The organism is Pseudomonas sp. 05N434 (genome assembly GCF_056396965.1).
In genome coordinates this window covers 1-6,579 of record NZ_JBFTMK010000273.1, presented here as the reverse complement: position 1 = coordinate 6,579, position 6,579 = coordinate 1, and the positions used below count along the sequence as shown (strand labels likewise).

The following is a 6,579-nucleotide window of genomic DNA, read 5'->3' as shown; positions in this document are numbered from 1 at the left end:
CCAGAACCGTTGATGATGTAGACATCATCACCCGCGCCCCCATCAAGGGTCACGGTGCTCAGGTCAACGTTGAACGTGTCGTTGAACCCCGTACCGATGACCTTTTCGATGTTGACCAGGGTGTCGCCTTGCGCGTCACCACCAACTCCGGGGAGCCCACCGCCGGTACGAATATCAACGTTCACCGCAGCAGCCGACGCCGAATAGTCCACGGTATCAGTACCCGTGCCGCCATCCAGCTTGTCCGCACCGGCACTCCCTTTGATCACATCATTGCCACCCAAGGCATAGATCTCATCATCCCCACTGGTACCTGTCAGCGTATCCACGCCGTTTGTCCCGTTTATCACTGCCATTGCGACTTCTTCCTTGCCATGTTGTTGAACCAGATACCTTTCCCGTAGCGATGTACAAACACGCGTCGCAGAAGGGTCTTTCATATGAACGAAGCTGTGGAGCCTGTATCGACGCAAACCAATCCGGGCTTGAGCCGGCCGCCGCAAATTTGTAACGCGCCCGGTACAAACAAAACAGGCGGCCCAAGGCCGCCTGCAGGTGTACATCCATGCTCGATCAGTTTGGCAGCCAGCCCTCGACCCAGTAGTTGAGGTTGTTGCCCTTGAGCATGTAATCGCGCAGCACTTCTTCGCGCAGCGCATCGCCCATGCGATAGCTCGCATCAGGGTCGGACAAGTGCATGCGGATTGCCTCGAGCCATTCCTCGGTGCTGTTGCTCACGACCTTGGTGCAAGGCAGATAGCCGCGATAGGCCTCAGTGTCGGTGCAAATCACCGGATAACCGCAGGCGCCGTACTCCAACAGACGCAGGTTGCTCTTGCAGTCGTTGAAGATATGGAATTCCAGCGGTGCCAAGGCCAGATCGAGGTTCAGGCTGGCCAGTTTGGCCGGATAGGCCTCCAGGCCGATGCTGGGATGGAACTCATGGACAAACGGACGCAAAGCTGGCGGACACATGCCGAAGAACACCCATTCGACTTCGTTGGCAAGCAGGCGCACCACGTCCGCAATGATTGCCAAGTCTCCATCATGACTCGTCCCGCCGCCCCAACCCACGCGAGGTTTGCGAGAGGTGCGGCGCTGGCTGGTGAGCCCGGTCCAGAGATGCGGGGCAAGCATGTTCGGGACGACCCGGATGTCGTGATGCATGTCCCGCAATGCATCGGCCAGGGGCTGGGTCGAGACCACAACCCGGTCACACAGCCCTACGCCACGGCGCACTATTTTATCGACCCCGACCTCAGCCTTGCGCAGGTGCGCGTTCTTCTTCGGGACATCAATCACATAATCGTCAAGTTCGAAGATGCGGAAAGCGTGCGAACAATTTTTGACTCGCTCAACCTCATCGACCGCATTCTTGCTATAGCGCCCCTGCAACACGATCACGTCGGGGGAGCACCGCTCAAGGTCAATGTCTGTCGGCGTGTGATAACTCAGGTGCCCCATCACGCGCCCGGCCGCCTCCAACTCACGGAACGGCTGGGCAACCCGGTAATGGCCCACTGCGGTGGTATTGATTGGGATCCCCAGCACCTTGGGCAAAAGCGGGCGCGAGAACGGGTCCCAGCCATCCTTGAATCCCGGCTCCAGACTGAAGTTGCTGGCGCCCAGACTCAGGTTAGGGTTGTAGGCCGGATCCCTGGCTATCACCGGCAACCATCGCTGGTAAAAACTTTTTTGCTCGGCCTGTAGCACCCTGGGAGCGGGAGTGAAGGCAGAGGATGGAACCACTCGCATCAATTCGGCGTAGGGAGTCCACACCACCAGGTATCCGTTTTGCCTCACGCGCAGGCAAAAGTCAGCGCCATTGAGTGCCTGCGCCAGATTTTGCTCGTCCAGGCCATGCAGCTCATCAAAAACTTTCTTGCGCACAAGCAGACAATCGATGCCCACGGTACTGAAATTCTGTACCGTCTGCTGGCGCTGCATGTAACCGGACGTGTTGAGCGGCTCACCACGATTGGGAACACCGACGGCCCCCCGCAACCCCAGTACCTGGGCCGTGCCCTCGATACGCCCTTGCGGACTCACCAGCCGACCGCCGACCACACCGACTTCCGGACGCTGAGCGTGATTGAGCAACTCGTCGAGCCAATCAGGGCTCACAACGACACTGTAGGGGCTGAGAAACAACAGATAGTCGCCACGGGCGTGGCCGGCAGCAAAGTTCTGCACTGCCGCCAGATTGTCACCATGATCACAGCGCAACACCCGAAGTTTGTCACTGCCCATTTGCTCCATGGCTGACAGCCAGTTGCAGGCATCAACGGCAGTACTGCCATTGTCGACAATGAGAACTTCATAGCGTTGGCAGGCGGTTTTCTCCAACACACTTTCGACGCAACGCTCCAGGGAGCCCAGTTCATCGCGGGTCGCAATGATGATCGAGACCATGGCTGGCTCATCATGCAGGTAGTCCACACGATTGATCATCGACTGGCTGCCGGGACGAATCCGGTGCGGTGCGCCGAGCCGCTGCAGATGCGCGGCCAGCACGCGAGGGCTCTGCTCGATAATCTGCGGCTGCGTGAGCCACTGGGAGAGACACAGAGCGGACTCCACGAGAACTTCAGCAATGTGCCCAATCGCATGCGGCCCGTTACTCTCCACCAGTCGCCAGACCAGATCGTGCACACCCAGCTCGCCAAAACCGTCTTGCATGCCACCCAGCTCGATCATCCGCTGCCGCTGCAGGGCCAGCACACGGCCGACATAGGGATAGCTGCGCATCAGATCCAGGTTGAAGTCCGGCTTGAACACCGGCTCGACCGAAACATCATCACGCAATCCGCCCTCGTCACTGTAGAGGCAGCGCACGTCAGGCATTTCCACCATGCGCTCTGCCAGCAACAGCAAAGCCAGTTCATTCAAGCGATCCCCCGCGCGAACCAGATAGATCCAGTCTGCGTTGTCCAACTGGGCCAGCAGACGATTGAACTGGGTAACCGGTTCATCATCCAGGCGCACATGTTGCACACCGTCGCATGGCGAGTGCTGCAATTGGGACAGCACTACCACTTGCTCAGCAGCATAGGTTTGCTGACGAATGCTCTTGAGCGTTTCTTCCAGCGCCGGAACATCACCTTCGCTGTCGAGAACAATCGGCACGATGCGTGGACGCCAGCTCCAACCCTGCAATCGGGCGTCGAGCAAGCGTTGCTGGGCCGGTTTCAAACGACGGCACGACAGCCATTCCCGATACATGTCGGCAAAGCTCTCGCACTCGACGCCTACCCGGGTGTGCACCATCGTTTGAATGAAGCCCAGTTGCCGGCCCAGCGCGGTTTCTTCCCAGGCATAGGCGTGCCCCGCAATCGCATCAGCCAGTGCCAGATAACGTACCCAGCCCGGCGCAGGCGCCGGCTCACCACTGCGCAAGGCAAGCATTTGCTTGAGCCAGTCGAGCTCGGTCATTACCGCAGTCTTGACTGGTGCCTGATCGCTCAGCCGCGCCGGATGCAAACGCTCAAGGCTCAACACCTGACCTACCACCACCAAATTGCCACGCCGTAGCAGGCAGGCAAACAAGGCGAAGTCCAGACACGCGATAAAACCTTCGCCGATCTGAGTCAGGGCCGGCAGATATTCCAGCGCATGGCGGGTTCGCAACAACGCCCCGCTGAGGCCGCTGAGAAAATTGACCAGACTGCTTTCCAGAATGCCCAGCAGATCCTCGCCCTTGAACAAGGTGACACCGGTGGAAAAACAGCAATTTTCCACACGGTCGGAAAGCAGGATGTAATCAGCGTCGTAAAACTGCCGCTGGCCGATCACCAGGTGGACATCGGCGTGGTCGATGAAGCCACCGATCTGCTGAGTGATGCATTCAGGAAGCAGCTGGTCGTCGTCGCACAGCAATTTCAGATAGTCACCGCTGGCCTCTTTGGCGCAGGCCATGAGGTTGCCCTGAAAACCCAGGCGCTGAGGATTGCGCACATAGCGCAGGCGAATCGAGACAGGCACCTCACAGGCATCGACGATCTCGCGGATCTCGTCACCGCCACTGTCATCGCAGACGATCACCTCAAGATTGGCGTAGGTCTGATTCAGCGCGCTTTGCAGTGCCGTCTGGAAGAACTGCGGGTTGAAGGCGGGGATGGCGATGGTAACAAGAGGTGCTGGTTTCACGGCGGGAGAACTCGCGAGCGGCGGGAGCTTACTTCAACGAAGTGAAACTCCCCGAACCGCTGAATAAAGACGGTTTGCACTCGGCAGTCGCAAGCCTTCGCGAGATCGCGAAGGCCCTGACTCAGACTTTGTTGAACAGCCCCAACTGAGCGATCTTGCTGAACGCCAGTTGCGAAGCTTGCAGCATGGTCTGCTGTAGAGTCAGGCGGGTCATCACTTCAGCCGGATCGGAATCGCGAATGGCCGATTGGGTCTGGGTGTTGGCGAGTGCCAGACTCTGGTTGATATCAGTCTGGGTATCCAATGACGCACCGCGACCGCCTACAGAACTGATACCGGAGGCCAGTTGGTCCATGCCGCTGGAGAGGTTGCCGATACCGGCAGTGACTGCAGCGTTCATTTGCTGAATGGCAATCGGATTATTATTGGTTGGCGTCGACAGCGCTGTTTTCAGCTGGCTGACGGTGTCCAGAATGTTTTGGGTCTGGTGSGTGTTGACCGCCACTGAGAACTGATCGCCTGCACCCGGCGTACCGGACACGGTGAACGAGACACCCGATGCTGTCGCGGTCGTACCGGCCATGGTACCGGTGGACACCGGTTTACTGTTGACGGTCAATGGCGCGGCATAGAGTTCGAAGTTCGTGGCACTGGTGAACTTGAGAATCGCCCCGCCGCCCGGGAAGCTGGCGTGGTAGTTGGTGCTGTTGGTCACAGAGGCGCCTGTCACCAGCGCAGTCGACGGGTTGCCCGGGCTGCGCGAAGTGTTGAAGCTGTCCGGCTTGGCTGCCAGCGTGAAGCTGTGCCCGGTGATCACGGTTCCCGGGACATCCCCCGCTTGCAGGTTGATGTTCAAGTTCAGATCAATGCCACGAAAACTGACAGTCTGTGTGGCCGCACCGCTGGTGGAACTGAACACGCCGTTCTGACTGGCCTCAGCGGTGACATCATTACCCAACGAGTCCGTAATTTGCAGCTGCGTGCCGCTGACGAAACTCACGGTGTAAGGCTCGCCGCTGCGGAACTTGGCGTTGTAAGTGACATCGGATTCGACCTGACCGTTGGACAACACCACACGACCGTCATCGACCGCAGGCGCGGTGAGCGTGGTCYGAGTCCGGGTAGTGTTGATCGCCTGCTGGAACACGTCCCAACCGGTGCTGTTGGTGGCCATCGACTGGGTATCGCCAATCGGCAGATCCAGCGTGACCTGATCACCGTTGTAGGCGTAGCTGCCATCGGTGTTGCGGGTGAACGGCACCACATCGCCCTTGGACCCGGAGAAGATGTACTTGCCGTTTTCATCCTTGGTGTTCATCAGGCTGAGCAGTTGCTCTTCAATCTGCCCCAGTTCGGAAGCGTTCGCCTGACGGTCGGCATCGGTATAGCCTGCGTTGCCTGCGCCGAGCGCCAGCTCTTTGGCGCGCTGCAGCACGTTGCCAATACTGGTCATCACCGACTCGGTCTGGCCTAGGGTGCCTTTGATGGTGGTCATGTTGGCCGAGTACTGGTCAAGCATCGAAGCCTGCTGACCCAATTGCAGCAAACGCGAAGCGCCGACCGGATCGTCGGCCGCGGTATTCACGCGAACCAGGCTGCTGGCCTCTTCGCTGCTCTTGACCACGTTGGAAAAGTTCTTCTGATAGTTGGCAGCAGAGGACTCGTAAAACTGGGCGGTAGAAATGCGCATGGGCTACGACTCCTTAAAGACTGTTGATCAGTGTGCTGAAGATTTCCTGCGCAGCCTTGATGATCTGCGAAGACGCGGTGTAGTACTGCTGATACTTGACCAGGTTGCCGGTTTCCTCATCGAGGTCGACACCGGACAACGAGTCGCGAGCGCCCTTGGCGTTGGCCAGGATGGCGGTGGTCGCGGCACTGTCGAGTTTGCCTTGAGCGGCCTTGGCGCCGACGCCCGAGACCAGCTTGCCGTAGGCATCGTTCAGGGAAATACCGTTGCTGGCCGAACCGGTGTCCACGGTCTGCTTGGTCTGCAAGGCAGCCAGCGTGGTGCCGTTACGGTTATCCAGCGAACCCGGCTGGCTGAGCGATACGTTGATCGCAGTGCCGTTACCTGGCGAACCGGCCACGGTCATGTCAAACGACACAGTGCGCTGCACGATGGGCGGTCCCGGATCATTGATCGCGGCGCCGGTGCCGTCGACCAGCGGAATGGTCAGGCTCAGCGTATTGTTCTGGCCCGGCACGATGGTGCCGCTGCTGAGCGCGTTGCCTTGGGCATCGAGCATTTGGTAAGTCTGAGTCGTACCACCGGCCGCACCAAATACGATCTTGACCGGCGTCGAAGTCTTCAGGCCGTTCTGGAGCGTGGTGGTGGTCGCCGTGTCGTAGATATCGAACTTGGTGGTCAGGGTCGGTTGACCGCTGGCCGGAATCGTCAGTGTGCCGCTGCCGCCCGCAGCAATCGCTCGC

General features: G+C 59.1%; 4 protein-coding genes. All 4 read right to left on the bottom strand.

The features are described from left to right. The coding region (locus tag AC1DLB_RS17695; protein WP_477781229.1) for a calcium-binding protein at window positions 1–356 on the bottom strand (356 nt) is incomplete at its 3' end. A 217-nt stretch (window positions 357–573) separates the two neighbouring features. Beyond that, complete coding sequence (locus tag AC1DLB_RS17690; RefSeq protein ID WP_477744228.1) at window positions 574–4,146, bottom strand: glycosyltransferase; 3,573 nt, start codon at window positions 4,144–4,146, stop codon at window positions 574–576. Window positions 4,147–4,267: 121 nt separating this feature from the next. Then, window positions 4,268–5,836 (bottom strand): flagellar hook-associated protein 3, encoded by a 1,569-nt coding sequence (locus tag AC1DLB_RS17685; protein WP_477785359.1) that lies wholly within the window; start codon window positions 5,834–5,836, stop codon window positions 4,268–4,270. A 13-nt stretch (window positions 5,837–5,849) separates the two neighbouring features. Beyond that, on the bottom strand, window positions 5,850–6,579 hold a 730-nt coding region (locus AC1DLB_RS17680; protein WP_477785358.1), incomplete at its 5' end, for a flagellar basal body rod C-terminal domain-containing protein.